The organism is Acinetobacter sp. DMC2 (assembly GCF_056314305.1).
Genome location: NZ_JBQUYP010000001.1, coordinates 615,190 through 631,750 on the forward strand (window position 1 = coordinate 615,190; position 16,561 = coordinate 631,750).

Genomic DNA, 16,561 nt, shown 5'->3' on the forward strand with positions numbered 1-16,561 from the left:
TGTACTGTTTCTCTTAATCCTTGTGACTCTACTCCTCCTTTTTCTTTTTTCCTCTTATACTTTCGCATAAAAAAAGGGATGATTTACATCATCCCTTCGATAATAGTGTATTTTTTAACTATTATGCACGCTCTAAATAATCGCCAGTACGAGTATCTACACGAACGCTTTCTTCTTGCTGAACAAATAACGGAACACGAACAACCGCACCTGTTTCAAGCTTAGCTGGTTTACCGCCACCGCCAGATGTATCACCACGTACACCCGGATCAGTTTCAACAATTTTTAATACAACGAAGTTCGGTGGGTTTACTGTTAAAGGTACGCCGTTGAACAACATAATTGTACATTTTTCATTTGAATCGTCTTTTAACCATTTTGCAGCATCACCCATTGCAGTTTTGTCTGCAGCGATTTGCTCAAAAGATACAGGATCCATGAAATTCCACATTTCACCATCGTTGTATAGGTATTCCATTTCAACTTCAACAATATCAGCAGCTTCTAAAGAGTCACCTGATTTGAAAGTTTTTTCTAATACTTTACCAGTTTTAAGGTTACGTAATTTTACACGGTTGAACGCTTGACCTTTACCTGGTTTTACATATTCGTTTTCCATGATTGAACATGGGTTACCATCAAGCATAACCTTAAGGCCTGCTTTAAAATCATTTGTAGAATAATAGGCCATGAAAGGCACACTCCAAACTTAACAAGTCAACTATGCGATATAATGCGTTGTTGCATTATCTTAATCGTGTCAAATGATAAACTATTTATACCAAGAGCAAAACTGGCAATCACAACTGAGTGACCTTATTACTGATCCGTCGGAGTTGCTAAGCCTACTCGAGTTATCCTCTGATCAGCTATTATCAGGTGCGATTCTGGCTTCTGAACAGTTTAAATTGCGTGTTCCTCGCGCGTTCGTCGGAAAAATGAACGCTAAAAACCCTTTTGACCCGCTTTTGCTACAGGTTTTACCTCATCATTTAGAACTTGAAGAACATCCTGAATTTGTAACGGACCCTTTGGGCGAAGAAGCAGCAAATCAATTACCCGGTGTATTACATAAATATAAATCACGTTTTTTACTGACTTTGACAGGTGCTTGTGCGGTACATTGTCGTTATTGTTTCCGTCGTCATTTTCCCTACCAAGAAAATTTACCGAAAAATGATGATTGGCTAAATATTAAAAATTATATTGAAGCGAATCCGCACATTAATGAAATCATTTTAAGTGGTGGAGACCCCCTTACGCTTTCTAACCGTAAATTAGCACTTTGGTTAGAACGTTTATCATCTCTCAAACAAATTAAGATTCTGAGAATTCATTCACGAGTTCCAATTGTGATTCCAAACCGGATCGACGAAGAGCTAATTTCTTTATTAAAAAACAGTAGGCTGCGTATTATTCTGGTGGTACACTCAAACCACGCTTCTGAACTCGATGACTTTACCTGTTCAAAATTGTTGCAGTTATCTGCCGAGCACATTACTGTACTTAATCAGGCAGTATTGCTTAAAGGCGTTAATGATTCTGCACAGACATTAATTGATTTAAGTTATCGTTTATTTGAAGCTCGCGTTATGCCTTATTACTTACATGTTTTAGATAAAGTAAAAGGTGCACAACATTTTGATTTAATACCATCTGAGATAGATGATATATATCGTGATGTGTTAGCGAACCTACCGGGGTATTTGGTTCCTAAACTCGTCAGGGAAATTGCGGGCGAAAAGAATAAAACACCGCTTTTTGGGGCAACAACATTTTGAGTTATATAATAAGTGATGATGAATAATGCACTATCGGACATTTTTCACAATCAAACCGAACTCACTCGTGAACGGTTAAGCTTTTGTGAAGCCAATATTAAAGATCTTAATGAATGGGTCACTACCCTTTCTATTATGCAACTCGGCGATACGTCAAAAGCATTATTCACCGCTATTTTAGAGCTCAATGAATTAAAGTGTAGTGAAACCTTACGTTTTGATCTTATACAAACGCTTCATCCCACCATTAATAACGTTCTTGCAAGTCTAGAAAAAAACTTTTTTAACCAAGGTGTGATTAGTACAGACCGTAACGAACATATTATTGAGTTGGCGATGTTGCTGCGTTGCTATTTCGCCAGTATTTATTTAAATATTGCACAAAATAGCCATGGGCAATTACAGCATCAAAAGTTTTCTCTATTTGCCTATAAGCAAAAAAAGAATTTGCAAACGGCACGTACCTTATCGACTTTTCATGCTCTAAAACAATTAACGAGTCTCTTATATCAGCAGCATATGCTCTATAGTGAGCCTCTTAAAGGACAGTGGCTAGTTGCACATCAGCTCTACGAAACCGCTGTTCAACACAAATATCATCTCATCAATATTAATCATATTCAGGGTATCCACCACCCTCTAGCAAATATTACCCAAGCTTATGCTCAGCTAATTTTGCTCGATATTTTAAATACAAATCAAATTCGCCAATCAGAAATTCAAGCCTTATTTCAATGTAGTTTTGACTGGGCAAGAATGATTCATATTTTGCCGAAAGATACTGCCTTAACCAAATATGTCGTCGACCCAAGTAAAGACCATCCGCCAGTCTATAACACCAAACGCAGCTCTAATTTCAGTCCAAGCATTTTTATAGGCACACAGGCTTTACTTGAGCATGTGACTGCAACCATGCATAAAAATGCGCAATATATTTCTAAAAATGAAAAGTTTTATTTAAGCCCAGCTTTAAAGTTTCATGTTCAAACAATTTTAGGTACAACAGCTCAACGTCGTCACGAACGTTATGAATACAATGCAGAACTACAAATTTGTTTCGGTTTAAGTACAGCTCATTTCTATCTAGCGAAAGCAAAAAACTTTGAAGAAACGCTACAACTCAACAATAATTACAACTTACAAAGTGAGTCTAAAGTTTTATCAAATTTAGAGAAAAAAGAACAACAAACGACATCCTACCAACGCTTAAGTCGTGAAAGCAAAACCATTTATCAAACCACTGTTCTCGATATTAGTGTCAATGGATATCGTATTAAATGGTCTGGGGAAGCACCGAAAAATCTAAGAACCGGTGAATATATTTTAGTTAAAGAAACTTTGCATGGACAATGGCGTGGTGGTGTAATCCGCTGGATTAAACAGTCGACAGAAAAATCTTTAGAGTTAGGTCTAGAGATTCTGTCACAGGCGATGTTCCCTTGTGCAGTGCATATTCAAGCTGAGCGTCATACACGTAACTATCATCCTGCACTATTACTACAAACACAAAATCTAGAAGAAATACAAAATACGTTGATTTTACCGGGGTCACAAATTTTTAGAGAGCAACAAACAATTCATTTACGATTGGGGACAGAAGAAATCAAAGTGTATCTACTCAAAGCACAACTCATTACTCAAAGTTTTATTCAATTTCATTTCGAACTTCTGAATGAGCAGCAACAAAGTCTGCTTGATCAGTTCATGATGAAAAAGAATAGCAACTCTAGCAGTCAAGATTTATGGGAAGCACTAAAGTGAGAAACTCTTTATTATCTAAAAAGTTAAAACGTACTGAAACACGTTTACTCATTATTGATGACAACCAGCTACGTTATAACCAGATTTTAAATTTATTATTGGGGAATAATTATCAAGTTCATGCGTTATTACTTGATGATCTAAAAAGTTTCGAAAAACAGTTAAATACGCCGTGGGATGCTATTATTTTTGGTCGTGCTTATGACCTAAAAATCGAACAAACACTCTCCCTTATTCAAGCATCTGAGCAGCCACATTTACCTGTTTTATTATTGCAACCTGAAGATTATCAACCTCAGCAATATCAAACCTATATTCATAAAGGTATTTATGACGTAGTTCCATTAGAGCCATTAGATTATTTTTATATCACGCTTATTCGGACCTTGTCGTATAGCCACTTATTGCAAACTGAGCAACGTCTGACCAATGAATTGGAAACTATTCATTCTCATACACAAACATTGGTTAATAACAGTCATAAAGCAGTTGCCCTCTTTCAAGAAGGCATGCACGTTAAGGCAAATACAGAATACCTCAACCTTTTTGGCTTTAAGCAAGAAGAAGAGATTATCGGTCTCCCCATCTTAGATGTTTTACAACCCAATGATTTAAATATTTTTAAACAAAGATTTAAGAAGATTTCATTAGGTCAATTTGATCAGGCTCGTTTTGAAATCCAGAGTCAACATGCAGCAATTTCAGGTAATAATGCTTTAAAACTTGAATTTATTCCGAGTCAGGAAGAAGACGCTGTACAGTTAACTATTGACTATCAACTGGATTTACAATCACCTGCAAATACAGCATTTTCTGAAAAAAGTTACGGCTCAACTGCGCCTTGGCAACACATTAATCGACAACTATCAACACATCCTGCTCAAGCGAATGCATTGGTTTTATTCAGACTAAATCAGTGCCCAGAACGAGTGTTTCAACTAGACTGGCAAACACCCGGACAATATTTTAATCAGCTACAAAGTTTCCTGAAAGAACAGGCTCAAATGCCGATTTTCAATCTTGAACTTGGGGCATATCTTGGCGTTTTGCAAGCCGAAAACAGTACAGTCCTTAACTCCCAATTGGCTAGTCTGCAAAGTTTGCAAAAAGAGCATTTATTAACGGTTAATGAACTTAATTACTCAGTACAATTCAAGCTGAGTTATGCGCAAATTACAGAGCCATTAAATGAAGCTAGCTTTGCAAAGCTTCTTGATCAAACAAATCAGCAAGCGTTACCTAAGGCAAAGCCAGAAATTGAGATAACGCCAACAATCGATATTATCTCTTCTGAACCTACCAACTCTTCTCTGTCACTTGATTTAAGCCTTCAAGATGTTGATGTTGCAATGCCCTCACCGTTATTGCAGCAGTTAAAGCAACAGCTGGCACGGGGTGAAATTCATTTAAAATATCAGCAGATTTATGATAAGCATGATCAAGACACCCATAACTACGAAGTGACGAGTGGTTTTATTGCAGATGAACAGTGGCATGATTTAAATGATTTAGCTGCATTAAGAGATGATAGTGAACTTTCAATTCAATTAGACCGTTGGATTTTAGTCGAGGCTTGTAAGCAGCTACATAATTTCATTACGCAGTATCCGAAAGCCAAGCTGATTATTAACTTAAATATTGATATCTTACTCAAAGATAAATCAGCCCCTGAACTCATTTCGAAATTACTCACCATTATTGGTAGTAAGCAAGAAAGCCCGTTGATTTTACAATTTTCAGAGCAAGCGATTCAGCCACACCTTGCAATTGCGCAGCAACTCATAGCCCGCTTACGACAACACGGCGCAGAAATTTCAATTCGGGATTTCACATCTTCTATGTATAGTGAATCGATATTGCAACAACTTGATGTTCAATATTTAAAATTGCAAACGAAGAAGACAGAGCTATTAAACTCAGATGCTGGTTTAGTGCAATTACAAGAAAAGATTCTAAATTATTTGACTGTAAAACCTGTAGGGATTTTACTTGCTGATCTTAATGATATGAACTTATTTGCTAACGCGTGGAATGTGGAAGCACGTTTCTTACAAGGCCGTTATTTCCAGAAAAGACTTGATCGATTAACAGACGTACAAGACCAATAGTGGTCTTGCCGTTCATAAACAAAAAACGGGCATAAAGCCCGTTTTTTGTTTCGTTTTGCAGTATTAACGCTTGATAGAGCGAGACATACCAGAGAAACGTTGTTTGAATTTGTCGATACGACCACCAGTGTCTACATTCTTTTGCTTACCAGTGTAGAAAGGGTGGCAAGCTGAACATACGTCAAGGTAGATAGTGTCTTTACCTAAAGCAGAACGAGTTTCGATTACGTTACCGCAAGAACAAGTTGCTACTAATGTTGCATATTTTGGGTGAATATCGGCGCGCATCGTCGATTACTCCTAATTTAGAAAGGCTTAAGCTGTTATCGCAATTGATCACTCTCAATATAAATCGAGGAAAGCTCAAAATGAGCAGATCAACACCACAACAGACCATTCTTTTGGCTCACCGAAACCCCTAGGGTTAGAGCTAAGCACAACAAGTGGACAAGATTATACGCCAAATAATTTTTATTTGCGAATTAATCTTTAGATTTAGCCCAGTAATTTGCAATGACCCCACAAACCATTAACTGGATTTGGTGAAAAATCATAATAGGTAACACAATCATGCCTAAAGGCTGGCCAATAAATAAGATTTGCGCCATCGGCACACCACTTGCTAATGTCTTTTTTGAGCTACAAAAGAAAACCGTAACTTGATCTGCGCGGTTAAATCCAAAAGCACGAGGTAAATACAGTGCTAATAACATAATGACCGTTAAAAGAACTGAACAAGCAACGACTAAAATAAGTAAGGTTTTCCAGTTCACCTGATGCCAAAGACCAGCAACCACTGCCCCACTGAATGCGCCATACACTACCATCAAAATCGAGCCTTGATCGAATGCTTTAACAATACTTGGGACTTTTGCCATATAAGGAAAAATATAAGGACGTAATATTTGCCCTAAAATAAACGGCACTAATAGCAACAATGTAATTTGTATAATTGAAGCGGTTGGATCGAACCCATGTTGGCTTTGGCCTAAAATAAAAAAGCTCACCAACACTGGTGTAATAAACATACCAATCAAATTGGAAAAAGATGCGCTACAAACCGCTCCAGCCACATTCCCTTTTGCAACTGATGTAAATGCAATAGAAGATTGAACTGTAGAGGGTAAAAAGCACATAAACAGAAAACCCCAGTACAGCTGCTGGCCGAGTAGAGGTAACAGAATCGGTTTAGCTAACAAACCCAGCACGGGGAAAATAAAAAAAGTAAATGCGAAGACAAGTAAATGCATCTTCCAGTGCAAAACGCCTTCAATTACAGCCTCGCGAGACAGTTTCGCACCATGCAAAAAGAATAAAATTGCAATCGCGACTGTAGTCAGTGTATTGAAATATTGCGCTGCTTGACCACTGACTGGAAAAAATGTTGCTAGCAGTACCATTCCAACTAACAAAATTGTAAATCGATCAAGTGCCAATAACTTCAACATAGCCACATCCTATGATTATTTTAGATAATAAAAAACCCAGTTGATAAATTGACCATCTGGTCAAACGTTCATCATACTGGGCTAAAAAAATAAAGCTAGACTTTTAAGACCTAAATCTTAAAGTATCATAGTCAATTTTTAGTTATTTGTCGCATTAGCATCTTGTTGAATCAACTCGATTTTATAACCATCTGGATCTTCAACAAATGCGATAACGGTCACACCACCTTTCATTGGGCCTGCTTCACGCACAACTTTACCACCACGTGCTTTAATTTCTTCACACGCTTTATAAGCATCGTCAACACCAATCGCAATATGACCATAGGCATTGCCTAACTCATAACTTGATGTATCCCAGTTATGGGTAAGCTCAAGCACTGTATTGGTTTCTTCATCACCGTAACCAACAAATGCCAGTGTAAAGCGCCCTTCTTCATAATCACGCTTACGAAGTAACTTCATTCCTAATACTTCGGTATAGAACTTTAAAGATTGTTCTAAATTGCCTACTCGCAACATTGTATGAAGCATTCGCATGTTTATTCACCTGCCTTTTCTGATTCATGAGTTTGATGATCTTTTAAAAGCTTTCCAACCCAAACCACTAAAATCAAGATTGGAATACCAATAAGAGTGGTCATCAAAAAGAACTTTGGATAGCCAATATTACTCACTATGGTACCTGAATATCCACCCAAAAGTTTTGGTGTGAGCGTCATGAGTGAACTAAAGATCGCATATTGAACAGCTGTAAATGACACACTCGTTAAACTTGAAAGGAATGCAATAAATGCTGCACCAGCCAAGCCAGACGCTAAGTTGTCGACAATAATGGCAAAATAGAGCCATAAAGAACTATATGGTTTAATTACCTTACCGCTGATTTCAACTGATTGGCCAGAAAGAGGATCGATGTAAGGGAGCGGCTCAATATTCACATCTAATTCACTTGTCGCTTTTAGATTCGCACTCACTGCATATGGATGAGATGCAGTAAGTATCTTCTGTTCGCCCTCTACTACAGCGACCTTAAGCTCTTTACTCGTTGATGCCACTAATTTTTTCGCATCAATTGTCGTACTAAAAACACCTTTTTGGTCAGTCATTTTTGCATCAAAATTTTGCCCATCAAGACTAATTATAATTTTTTGTGCAGGAGTTAAAGCTTGTCCAAAGTATTGGCCTCGAACGACAACACTTCCCTCTCCATCTTTTAATGAAACCTGATCATTTCCCATAACAGGTAAAATTTGTAGAGGTGATTTTGCCAATTCGGTGGTCAGTAACGGCTGAGTACGCACCACAGGCGGCACAGTATTTTGTGCAGCATAAGCAGCTTTTACTTCAATTTGTTTTGTTCCGCTAAAAGCAGAACTTGGAACTTCTAATTTCCATAAGCCTACTTCATCTGGTTTAACTTGATAGCTTTGACCACCAACTTTTACATCAACCATATCTAATGGCTGACCAGATTTTACGAGCCCAATAAAAATGAGATTAGTAGAACTTGCTAAAACTGCACCCACAAACATCAGCTTCATAATGTTTATGCGCTGTGCTAAAAGTCCTCCTAAGAATCCACCAACTAAACTGAATAACACACCATAGATTTTTACTGCTTCGGCAATTTCTTCTTTGCTAAAGTTAAGATCTTGATAAAACACATTGGAAATGACACCAGCAATAATGTCTGAAATACGGAAAAAACCAATGAGAAGTAATAAAACTAAGGCAAGTTTGACACCATAACGTTTAAAGAAATCTAAAATGGGTGCAATCCACGTTTCTTTCGCCATTTGCTGATTAACTACACCAAATTTAACCAGTAAATAACCCACAAAAATGGCGCAAGCTGTAGCCGTTAAAAATCTTAAAGCTTCTAAGCCAAACAGTGCCGCGTTATCTTTTATATTTCCAGCTTGTGAGATTGCATCTGTAATCTGCCCAGAATAAATATAGGTGACTACAAATGAAATAACGGCAACAAAAAACACGAACACCAAGCGATAATAATCACTACTCTTATAGTTTTTATAGACACGATTTACCTGAGGTTCACGAACGAGCAAAGTCGTTACAATACCGACTAACATAACCGCTGCCATGGTTAAGTAAGTCATTTTCCAAGCTTCGTAAATGTAATTACCTTTAGCAGTTCCCAAATGCGCAGCTAGAAATAATGCCCCCGCTCCAGCCACAATCATTCCGATTCGATAACCAGCATTGTAGGTAGATGCCAATACGGTTTGCATTTCTGTTTCTGCTAGTTCAATACGATAGGCATCAATTACAATATCTTGTGTTGCTGCTGAAAAACCAAGCAACACTGCACCCACTGCCATTTGAACCAGATAACTCTGACCTAAAGCTGGGTCAGAGAAAGCCATAATACAAATAGCAAGAACGATCAAACACTGTGCAATTAATAACCAAGCTCGTCTTCGTCCTAACATTTTAGTTAAGAGTGGTACAGGTAACTCATCAATAAGAGGAGCCCAAACGAACTTAAAAGAGTAACCTAGAGCCGCCCAACTAAAAAAAGTGACTGCACTTTTATCAATGCCCGCCTCTCCAAGCCATAAAGAGAGACTAGAAAAAATTAATAAAATTGGAATTCCGGCAGAAAAACCCAGAAACAGCATAATTAATGCACGGCGATCTAAAAACGCTTTAAAAGCCGAGACCCAACCCGAAGCTTGTGTGGTCATTCGTTTTTTATTTTCCATAAATTATAAATGTGCCTATTCAAACCCTTCTTACAATTGCTTTCAAGATTCTTTATGCAAACATTTTTGTTTTGGCGATAAAAACCGCAAGTTTGCTTGATATTTTATGCTAAACCTGTATACCTTAAGGCTTCAACCTTCGTTTTCTTTTGCTGGATATCAACAGTGACACAAAAACTTGATCAAGTGACTATTTCAACTTTATCACTCGCTAAAACAACCACCACAAATGTCACAGTAAATGCATTTCCTTCAGCTTTTGAGCAACCTGATATAAAAATGACCTTAGATAAAACCGTTTTAAAACCTGAACAACTTACACATATTCCAGATTTTGAAAAAATTCCAGCTTCAACTAAACGCATCAAACCTCTTAATAATTTTTTAGGTCAAGATCGTGCTAAAGCATCTGTAGAGGCGGGAATTTCTTTACCCTACTCAGGCTATAATATTTTTGCAGTAGGAACTGCTGGTTTAGGCAAACGTACCATGATTAAACGTTTGTTACAGCAACACGCTAAAACAATGCCAACGCCTGATGACTGGGTGTATGTCTATAATTTCAAACAAGCACGTCAACCTATTGCCCTACGCTTTCCAGCAGGTCAAGGAACTAAGTTTCAACAAGCACATGACCAAACTTGGCAAATTATTTTAAAACAACTTGAACGCCGTTTTAGTGCAGAGACTTATCACAATCGTATTGAACGTATCCGTCAGGAAACAGGTGATGTACAACAACAAGCGCTTGTTGAACTAACCAAAGAAGGCGAAGAGCTCGATTTAAAACTCATTTCTCGTAATGAGAAACACGGTTTTGTTCCTGTACACGTCAAAGATGATCAGGTTCAAGAACTTACCCAAACAGATATTGATGCATTAAATAATAAGCAACGCGCTGAAATTGCGGCCAATATTCGCTATATGGATAAAAAGCTAGATCGCCTTGGTCTACATTTAGGTGATTTAGAAGATGATGCACGTGACAAAGTGTCTGTGTTAAATCGGGATATTGCAACGCAAGTCGTTATGCCAAGAATGGAGCTTATTTTAAATAAATATGGTCAAGTTAAAGGACTTGAAGATTATTTAAAACAATATGCCCAAGATATTATTGATAATGTTGAACTGATCTTAGAACAAGATGAAGATGATTTTACTCCATCAATGTTCAATCGTGTTCCAGCACGTTATCAAGCCAATGTGATTGTTGCAAATAAACCAAATAGCGGCGCTCCTGTTATTTTTGAAGACTTTCCAACGCACTATAATTTACTCGGCCACGTTGAACAGCTCACCCATAACGGCACAATTACTACAGATTTCACTCTCATTCGTCCAGGTGCTCTACATCAAGCGAATGGTGGTTTTTTAATGCTTGAGGCCGAGCAATTACTTGAACAGCCTTATGCATGGCAAGGTTTAAAGCGTGCCTTAAAATCAGGCCAACTCAAGTTATCTTCTCTTGAACATATGCTAACGTTAACAGGCTCTATCTCTATAGAACCTGCCGCAGTTCCGCTTGATATTAAAGTGGTTCTTATGGCAGAACCTGAAATTTATTATGAAATTTTGGAAGTAGAACCAGAGCTTGGTAGTGTATTTAAAATTCGTGCAGATTTTACTGATACATTACAACGTAATGACGAAAATGAACAAGCCTACATGCAGCTCATTGCTGACTATGTACAAGCGGATAAATTGCTTCCGTTTGATCGTAGTGCTTTAGCAGCGTTACTTACTGATTCAAGCCGTCAGGCTGAAGACCAAAGTTCACTGTCTTTACATGCTTCAACTCTAGGCGATCTTATTCGCGAAGCACATCATCATGCATTTAAAGCGAATGAGAAGTTGGTAACCGATCAGCACATTAACCTCGCTCTACAACATCGCCAATATCGCTTAGGCTATTTAAGAGAACTTTACTGGCAAGATCTTTCACGTGGTACACAATTAATCGAAACGTCGGGATACCGTTTAGGTCAGATTAATGCCCTCTCTGTCATTCACTATGCAGATGTTGAGTTTGGTTTACCTTCACGTTTAACGGCATCTGTTTATCAAGGTGGCGGTGATATTCTTGATATTGAACGTAGTGTAGAACTTGGTGGCTCACTTCATGCGAAAGGTGTGTTGTTGATGTCTAGCTTCTTGAAAGCTCACTTTGGTCGTGAACAGATTTTACACTTCTCCGCTGCGCTCGCATTCGAACAGAGCTATGGTCAAGTTGATGGCGATAGTGCAACTGTTGCTGAGCTTTCAGCGTTGATTTCTGCGATTAGCCAGATACCAATTGATCAATCATGGGCAATTACCGGCTCGATGAACCAATTAGGACAAGTTCAACCTATTGGCGGCGTAAATGCAAAAATTGAAGGATTCTATGATGCATGTAAGCTACAAGGTCTGACAGGTAAGCAAGGTGTCATTATTCCTCGTCAAAACATGCAGCATTTGATGTTACGTCAAGATGTTATTGATGCTGTTCGCAGCGGTCAATTCCATATCCATGCAATTGATACGATTGATCAAGCACTTGAAATTTTGATGGCTCGTCCAGTCGGTACGCTCGATAAGAAGGGTAAATACAGCAAAAATTCAATTTATGCAGCAGTAATGGAACAACTTGAATATTGGCAAGCCATTGAAGATGGTGCTGAAATTGAAGAAGAGCCAAAAAAGAAAAAGAAAAATAAGAAAAAAATTAAGAAGCATGAAGAACTTACAGCTGACGATCTGCCACAAGAAAATGCAGAAGAAGTTGCTACATTAAAACAGAAGTAATAAAAAAGGGCCTGTAAATACAGGCCCTTTTACTTTTAGACTAGCAAAATTAACGAACGATCTGAATCGCTCGTCCTCCTGCTAACTGGCTAAAATATTGTTTAAGTGCTTCAACACAACGTTGAATTTTCATTGGTTGTTGATCATGCTTGGCAACCTCTGCATACAATGTAAAGGTTGGTAATTTCCAATCTGGCATGAGTTCAATCAAAGAACCATTTTTTAATTCTTTCTGAGCATCCAAATATAAAATTCGTGCAATACCATGTCCTTGCTGACATAACGCTTTTGCAACTTGTAAATTATTGCTCTGCAAACGGCTTTGCATTTCAATATTGAGCGTTTCACCTGTTTTTACATGTTGAAAATTGAAATGGCGTGAGTCATTCATGACATTAATCGACAACAATTCATGATCTCTTAAATCATTAGGATGCACAATTGGACTAGACTGATTGAGATAACTAGGAGAAGCAATCAAAATCTGATCTACAAAAGCCAACGGAATGATAGAGCTACTTTCTTCTACAGGAGTAGAACTCATGCGGACTGCAATATCAATTCGCTCTTCAATTAAATCGATATAACGATGCCCAACTTCGAAATGCACAGATAAACCGCGATGAGCCGACATCCAGTGAGATAATGCAGGAATGAGGTGTTGAACTGCCAAATCAGGAGTTGTCGCAATACGCAAATCCCCGATTAAGTCGTCCCTCAATTCATTAATTCGGATTTTTCCCCTTTCAGCAGCGGCCAACATCTCTTGACAGCTTGAAAAAAAAGCCTGTCCGGCTTCTGTCAAACTAAGTTTACGAGTGGAGCGATGTAATAGAGTTACATCCATTTCATGCTCAAGCGAGCGTATCTGCTGACTCACCGCACTTGTTGTAATTCCTAATTCACGTGCCGCACCACTAAATGAACTTTTTTCAACCACACAAGCGAAAACACCCATCGCACGAAGCTGATCTAACATAGGTTTCCTCGAATCTAATTTTAAATTTATAAAAAATGCTTATTGTTGTAATGAAAGCAACCAATTACATTATACGAGGAAACCTAAGTTTTTTGCATTAGCTATTTTGGTAAAAGATTTACAGGATTAATCGGTTTTCCATCCAAACGAATCTGGAACTCGAGCATGACTTGAGATGCGCCAGTAGATCCCATTTCGGCAATTTTTTGTCCAGCAGTTATATTATCACCACTTTTCACAAACATCTTGCTATTGTGGGCATACGCACTGATATATCCGTCAATATGCTTAATTAAAACCAGATTTCCGTATTCTTTTAAGCCATCAGCTGCATAGACAACTTGACCATCGGCTGCGGCATAAATAGGGTCACCCTGATTTCCACCATAACGGATTCCCTTGACATTATTTGCCAAATTAAACCCTTGAATCACTGGTCCATTTGTCGGTTTTATCCAACGTAAGCTCGAATTTGGTGCAACTGATGCCACTGTCGTATTTGTTGACGGTACAGTAGACGGCTGTGTTACTGGAGTCACAGGCTGTGTAGTTGGCAAAGCAATCGTTTGACGCTTGATTTGCTCAGGCTGCGCCATGACTTGTGTAGATACCGTTCTTGGTGATGAACCTTTCTTCAAACGTAACGATTGATTGACATAAATACGATATGGCGCAGGAATATCATTCATTTCGGCAATACTGATGTAGTCCAGACCATAACGCATTGCGATACCACTTAAAGTATCACCTGAACGAACTGTGTAATAGTTAGGAGCCATTGCATAGCGAGAACTATTATTAATTTGTGGTTTAGAAGCACAACCTGCCATAGCTACGGTAAAACCTACAACCGCAGCCAACAACATAATTTTCATTATTTTGTCTTTTTGGATATGCACTCTATTTTGTTGCCCAATTAAATGCATTGATCTCCCTCACTAAATGCTACAAATCATTTCGGCTAAGAGTACCAAAAAAGTAAGAGGAAACACGTTCCTCTTTTTCTTTATTCACAAAGTTATAACATTAGAGCTCAATTATTGACTCAAACTGATCTGAAGATCTTCTAAAACGGCGTAATTTGTAGCATCCATTTGAATAGGTGTAACACTGACATAACCGTTTGCTACCGCAAAGAAATCCGATTGAATCTGGCTTGAAACACGCTCCGGATCTGTAACCGCCTCGCCTGCTAATCCAATCCAGTAAACTTGGCGTCCTCTTGGGTCGACATGGCTGGTAATAGGTTTAGATTGAGCACGACGTCCCTGATACGTAATTTGTGCTCCTTTTAACTTCGGCACATCAGGAATATTGATATTAAAGATGTGTCGCGGAGGCAAAGCTGGTAAACCGCTTGCAATAAAATCATGTACCCACTGTGCAGCCTGAGCATAATCTTCTTTAACATTATAAGCGCGTACATCAGGACCAGCTAAAGAAACAGCAATTGCAGGTTGCTTCATTAAACGGCCTTCAAATGCAGCACCAACTGTTCCAGAATATAAAACATCATCACCCAAGTTCGCGCCACTATTGATTCCACTTACGACCAAGTCAAATTCGAAATCAAACAAACCATTCATAGATAAATAAACACAATCTGCTGGCGTACCATTCACTGCCCATACATCTTCGGCAATTTGAATTGGGCGCAATGGTCGATCTAGTGTTAATGCACTTGAAAAACCACTTCTTTCACTTTCTGGTGCAACCACAACCACACGTCCAAGCGGTTTTAATGCTTCAGCTAAAGCCTGTATACCTGGCGCAAAAACACCGTCATCATTCGCTATCAAAATATTCACTAAAATCTTTCTCTACAAATAAACCTAAAGGTTTTCACAATTGAATTATTTGTTGAATTATATATATTTATGCCTCCATAGCATTATAAAATTGTGAAAAAATGAAAACTTTTGCTCCTTTTTTTCAGGTATTGGGGATCAGTATCACATTGTGTACGCAAGCGGTTTTTGCAGATGAGGATATCTCAACACAAGAAGCTGATAGCTTAATTAAAGATGATATTGCGGCAACGCAAGTCTTACAGGAAATTTGTCCAGCTTTCGTAGGGACAAATAAAAAACTTGAGTCAAATACTCAAAAAATTATCACAACGTATCTTCAAGGGTATTCAAATAAATCAATTACCCTCTCTGCTCTACAAAATGATGCAGAGTTTAAAACCCTGTTAAATGAAGCACGTCAAGCTTCAAAACAAATGGACCATCATGAGCAACATGAACTCTGTGAAGAGATCGTCAACTATAAAGAATAGGTTTTTGCTCGTTTAGAGTAGATTTTTATTTACTGAGGTTTTCTGCTTGGTATTAAGCAGAAAACCAACATAACAATACATTTTTTCCATTTTTTTAACCTGTAAATTGGTTAAGCTATCGACATATTTAAAAATTTTATTTTAGGTTATCGATGTTTATGAAGAAAAGCTTAGTTCAATCGCTCTCTTTGGTTTTACTTATGAGCATGGCAACAGTTGGTTTTGCTGCTGATAAGAAGAAAACAGCTGAAAAGAAAACCGAAAATGAAAATGTTGTTGAAGTAACTCCACAGCAAACTATAACTCCTGAAGAATTAGCTGCAATTCAAGTACTTTCTGAAATTTGCCCAAGCCTTATTGGCAAAAAAGATGCTGATTTTGCTCAAGGTTATGAACGTTTAGTAAAAGACTATTTACCAAATGAAGCCGACCCAGTTGCAGCTTTAGAGAAACGTGCTAAAGACAAAAGTTTCAAGAAAGTCTTAAAAGAAGCGCGTAATGATGCAAAAGCTGCTGGTAACGAGCAAAATACATTAATTTGTCAAGACGTGAAAGCTTATCAATCGCAAAACTAAATTAGTAAAAAACTCTTGAGTTACAATACTGTTTGAAAAAGCCGACTTCCCCCATAGAAGTCGGCTTTGCTTTATCCTAAAATGCTAGGTTCTTCTGCTTCATACAAGATATTGG

At 38.0% G+C, this 16,561-nt stretch carries 14 protein-coding genes; 6 read left to right on the forward strand and 8 right to left on the reverse strand.

Annotation, left to right across the window (positions count from 1 at the left end):
* Nucleotides 1-121: 121 nt before the first annotated feature.
* Nucleotides 122-691 carry an elongation factor P gene (gene efp / locus ACT53H_RS02990; protein WP_004790907.1) on the reverse strand — a complete coding sequence of 190 codons (570 nt, stop codon included), beginning with the start codon at nucleotides 689-691 and terminating at the stop codon, nucleotides 122-124.
* Between the two features lie 73 nt (nucleotides 692-764).
* On the opposite strand from efp, the gene epmB reads away from it, so the two are divergent.
* Genes epmB through ACT53H_RS03005 form a run of 3 tightly spaced genes read left to right on the forward strand, consistent with a single transcriptional unit; the run spans nucleotide 765 to nucleotide 5,650 of the window.
* Entirely contained in the window at nucleotides 765-1,781 is a 1,017-nt protein-coding gene (gene epmB / locus ACT53H_RS02995; RefSeq protein ID WP_049837195.1) for an EF-P beta-lysylation protein EpmB, read from the forward strand.
* 15 nt (nucleotides 1,782-1,796) lie between these two features.
* Nucleotides 1,797-3,542 (forward strand): GTPase, encoded by a 1,746-nt coding sequence (locus ACT53H_RS03000; RefSeq protein WP_151964122.1) that lies wholly within the window; start codon nucleotides 1,797-1,799, stop codon nucleotides 3,540-3,542.
* Nucleotides 3,539-5,650, forward strand: a complete 2,112-nt coding sequence (locus tag ACT53H_RS03005) for an EAL domain-containing protein (protein ID WP_476008589.1) — start codon at nucleotides 3,539-3,541, stop codon at nucleotides 5,648-5,650. Before ACT53H_RS03000 ends, ACT53H_RS03005 begins: the two co-directional genes overlap by 4 nt.
* A 63-nt stretch (nucleotides 5,651-5,713) precedes the next feature.
* Here ACT53H_RS03005 and rpmE read toward each other — a convergent pair whose 3' ends face one another.
* From rpmE to ACT53H_RS03025, 4 genes are all read right to left on the reverse strand, one after another.
* Nucleotides 5,714-5,938 carry a 50S ribosomal protein L31 gene (rpmE, locus tag ACT53H_RS03010; protein WP_003650476.1) on the reverse strand — a complete coding sequence of 75 codons (225 nt, stop codon included), beginning with the start codon at nucleotides 5,936-5,938 and terminating at the stop codon, nucleotides 5,714-5,716.
* A 194-nt stretch (nucleotides 5,939-6,132) separates the two neighbouring features.
* Nucleotides 6,133-7,104, reverse strand: coding sequence for a bile acid:sodium symporter family protein (locus tag ACT53H_RS03015; RefSeq protein WP_171056844.1), 972 nt, complete (start codon nucleotides 7,102-7,104; stop codon nucleotides 6,133-6,135).
* A gap of 132 nt (nucleotides 7,105-7,236) precedes the next feature.
* On the reverse strand, nucleotides 7,237-7,638 hold the full coding sequence (gene gloA, locus ACT53H_RS03020; protein ID WP_005307276.1) for a lactoylglutathione lyase: 402 nt from the start codon (nucleotides 7,636-7,638) through the stop codon (nucleotides 7,237-7,239).
* A 2-nt stretch (nucleotides 7,639-7,640) separates the two neighbouring features.
* On the reverse strand, nucleotides 7,641-9,827 hold the full coding sequence (locus tag ACT53H_RS03025) for an AmpG family muropeptide MFS transporter (protein WP_151964124.1): 2,187 nt from the start codon (nucleotides 9,825-9,827) through the stop codon (nucleotides 7,641-7,643).
* Nucleotides 9,828-9,992: 165 nt separating this feature from the next.
* Between ACT53H_RS03025 and ACT53H_RS03030 the strand changes: the two genes are divergently transcribed.
* Nucleotides 9,993-12,611: a Lon protease family protein gene (locus ACT53H_RS03030; protein ID WP_476008590.1), complete on the forward strand. Its 2,619-nt coding sequence runs from the start codon at nucleotides 9,993-9,995 to the stop codon at nucleotides 12,609-12,611.
* 49 nt (nucleotides 12,612-12,660) lie between these two features.
* On the opposite strand, the gene ACT53H_RS03035 is transcribed toward ACT53H_RS03030, so the two are convergent.
* From ACT53H_RS03035 to surE, 3 genes are all read right to left on the reverse strand, one after another.
* A complete protein-coding gene (locus tag ACT53H_RS03035; protein WP_004790899.1) occupies nucleotides 12,661-13,590 on the reverse strand; it encodes a LysR family transcriptional regulator in 930 nt (309 codons plus the stop codon).
* 101 nt (nucleotides 13,591-13,691) lie between these two features.
* Complete coding sequence (locus tag ACT53H_RS03040) at nucleotides 13,692-14,516, reverse strand: peptidoglycan DD-metalloendopeptidase family protein (protein WP_476008591.1); 825 nt, start codon at nucleotides 14,514-14,516, stop codon at nucleotides 13,692-13,694.
* 111 nt (nucleotides 14,517-14,627) lie between these two features.
* On the reverse strand, nucleotides 14,628-15,398 hold the full coding sequence (gene surE / locus ACT53H_RS03045) for a 5'/3'-nucleotidase SurE (RefSeq protein ID WP_151964126.1): 771 nt from the start codon (nucleotides 15,396-15,398) through the stop codon (nucleotides 14,628-14,630).
* Between the two features lie 101 nt (nucleotides 15,399-15,499).
* Between surE and ACT53H_RS03050 the strand changes: the two genes are divergently transcribed.
* Both ACT53H_RS03050 and ACT53H_RS03055 read left to right on the forward strand, forming a co-directional pair.
* Nucleotides 15,500-15,871, forward strand: coding sequence for an MCR_0457 family protein (locus ACT53H_RS03050; protein WP_005307290.1), 372 nt, complete (start codon nucleotides 15,500-15,502; stop codon nucleotides 15,869-15,871).
* Nucleotides 15,872-16,023: 152 nt separating this feature from the next.
* Nucleotides 16,024-16,446: an MCR_0457 family protein gene (locus tag ACT53H_RS03055; protein WP_476008592.1), complete on the forward strand. Its 423-nt coding sequence runs from the start codon at nucleotides 16,024-16,026 to the stop codon at nucleotides 16,444-16,446.
* Nucleotides 16,447-16,561 lie beyond the last annotated feature (115 nt).